Consider the following 2,041-nt stretch of genomic DNA (forward strand, 5'->3'; position numbering starts at 1 on the left):
CATCCTGCAATCTTGCATCTTGCATCTTGCATCTTGCATCCTGTATCTTGCATCCTGCATCTTGTATCCTGCATCTTGTATCCTGCATCCCGCATCTTGCAATAAAGTCTTTTCTTGAAATAAATTCTCATATTCTCTCTTTCTATATTAATTTTGAAAATTATTTAATGAAATAAAAATAGAGTATAATGAAGGAAATCCGAATGGTTGATCTTAAAGGTCAGTATGAAAAGATAAAACAAGATATTGATGTTGAAATTAATAAAGTTATAAGTTCAACACAATTTATTAATGGAACTGCTGTAAAAGAATTTCAAAAAGACTTAGAAGCTTACCTTGGAATAAAACATGTAATTCCTTGTGCGAATGGCACTGATGCTCTTCAGGTGGCAATGATGGCTCTTGATCTTAAGCCGGGAGATGAAATTATAACTACTTCATTTACTTTTATTGCAACTGCGGAAGTTATTGCTTTACTTGGATTAACACCTGTTTTGGTTGATGTGGAACCTGGAACTTTTAATATTGACCCTAATGCTATTGAAAAAGCGATAACATCAAAAACCAAGGTAATTATTCCTGTGCATCTTTTTGGCCTGTGTGCAAATATGGATGCAATTATGAGTATTGCAAAAAAACATGATTTGAAAGTAATTGAAGATAATGCTCAGGCAATAGGTGGGGATTACATTTCGCAAGGCGGAGAAAAGAAAAAGTCAGGAACACTTGGAGATATTGGATGTACATCATTTTTCCCTTCAAAAAACCTTGGCTGTTATGGTGATGGTGGTGCAATCTTTACAAATAGTGATGTACTTGCTGAAAAAATGAGAATCATTGTAAATCATGGTATGAAGGTTCGTTATTATCACGATATTATTGGTGTAAACTCTAGGCTTGACAGTATTCAGGCTGCTGTTTTAAAAGTTAAACTTAAGCATCTTGATGAATACGTAATTGAAAGACAACGAGTTGCAGATTTTTATGATAATGCCTTTAAAAATTGTAGTTCAATACAGATTCCTGTAAGAGTAGATTATTCAACACATGTTTTTCATCAATATACATTAGTTACAAAAAATATTAACAGAGATGAGCTAAAAGAATATTTGGATTCAAAGAATGTTCCTGCAATGATTTATTATCCTGTTCCTTTGCATTTACAAAAAGCTTATCAAGACCCAAGATATAAAGAGGGTGATTTTCCTGTAACCGAGCATCTTTCAAATACTGTTATTTCATTGCCAATGCATACTGAACTTGATGAAGAGCAATTAAATTTTATTTGTAATGGTGTTTTAAGTTTTGTTGATTAATTTTTATTTTGCAATTTTATAAAGAAAAAAAACTATGAACAAAAAAAACTATTTTGCACACGAAACCGCAGTTATTGATGATGGTTGTTTTATTGAGGACGGTGCTAAAATTTGGCATTTTTCACACATAATGAAAAATTGTAAAATTGGAAAAAAATGTAACATCGGTCAAAATGTTGTTGTTTTTCCTGATGTAATTCTTGGAAAAAATGTAAAAGTACAGAATAATGTATCAATTTATACGGGAGTTACATGCGAAGATGATGTTTTTCTTGGACCTTCAATGGTTTTTACAAATATTACAAACCCGAGAAGTGCTGTTGTTAGAAAAGGAACTTATGAAAAAACAAAAGTAAAAAAAGGAGCATCAATAGGTGCTAATTCAACAATTGTTTGCGGAAATGATATTGGTAGATTTTCTTTCATTGGAGCAGGAGCGGTTATTACAAAAGAAGTACCTGATTATGCTCTTGTTGTAGGTAATCCTGCAAAGCAAATCGGATGGATGTCGGAATACGGACATCGATTGAAATTTGATGATAATGGTTTTGCAACATGTCCCGAAAGTGATGAAAAATATAAATTACAAGATTCAAAAGTGAGAAAACTGTAAACTTCGAGTTCTTAGCGTCTTAGCGAGAAACAAGAAAAATATCACGCCAAGCCGCAAAGAACGCCAAGAAAAAAGAAACAAGACTTTAACTATTCGTTTTTGCAAGAAACAC

General features: G+C 32.4%; 2 protein-coding genes. Both read left to right on the top strand.

Features of this window, described 5'->3' with window-relative positions; genetic code table 11:
• The first annotated feature begins 188 nt into the window (after window positions 1-188).
• Window positions 189-1,316: a DegT/DnrJ/EryC1/StrS family aminotransferase gene (locus tag U9R42_01500; protein MEA3494690.1), complete on the top strand. Its 1,128-nt coding sequence runs from the start codon at window positions 189-191 to the stop codon at window positions 1,314-1,316.
• A gap of 34 nt (window positions 1,317-1,350) precedes the next feature.
• Window positions 1,351-1,929 (top strand): acyltransferase, encoded by a 579-nt coding sequence (locus U9R42_01505; GenBank protein MEA3494691.1) that lies wholly within the window; start codon window positions 1,351-1,353, stop codon window positions 1,927-1,929.
• Window positions 1,930-2,041 lie beyond the last annotated feature (112 nt).

It is taken from the genome of Bacteroidota bacterium, from assembly GCA_034723125.1.
In the GTDB taxonomy this organism is placed as follows: Bacteria; Bacteroidota; Bacteroidia; order CAILMK01; family JAAYUY01; genus JAYEOP01.

What these genes read in the sequence shown, in the direction of transcription:
- U9R42_01500 (MEA3494690.1), top strand. Translation starts at nt 189, where the DNA reads ATGAAGGAAATCCGAATGGTTGATCTTAAAGGTCAGTATGAAAAGATA.
- U9R42_01505 (MEA3494691.1), top strand. Translation starts at nt 1,351, where the DNA reads ATGAACAAAAAAAACTATTTTGCACACGAAACCGCAGTTATTGATGAT.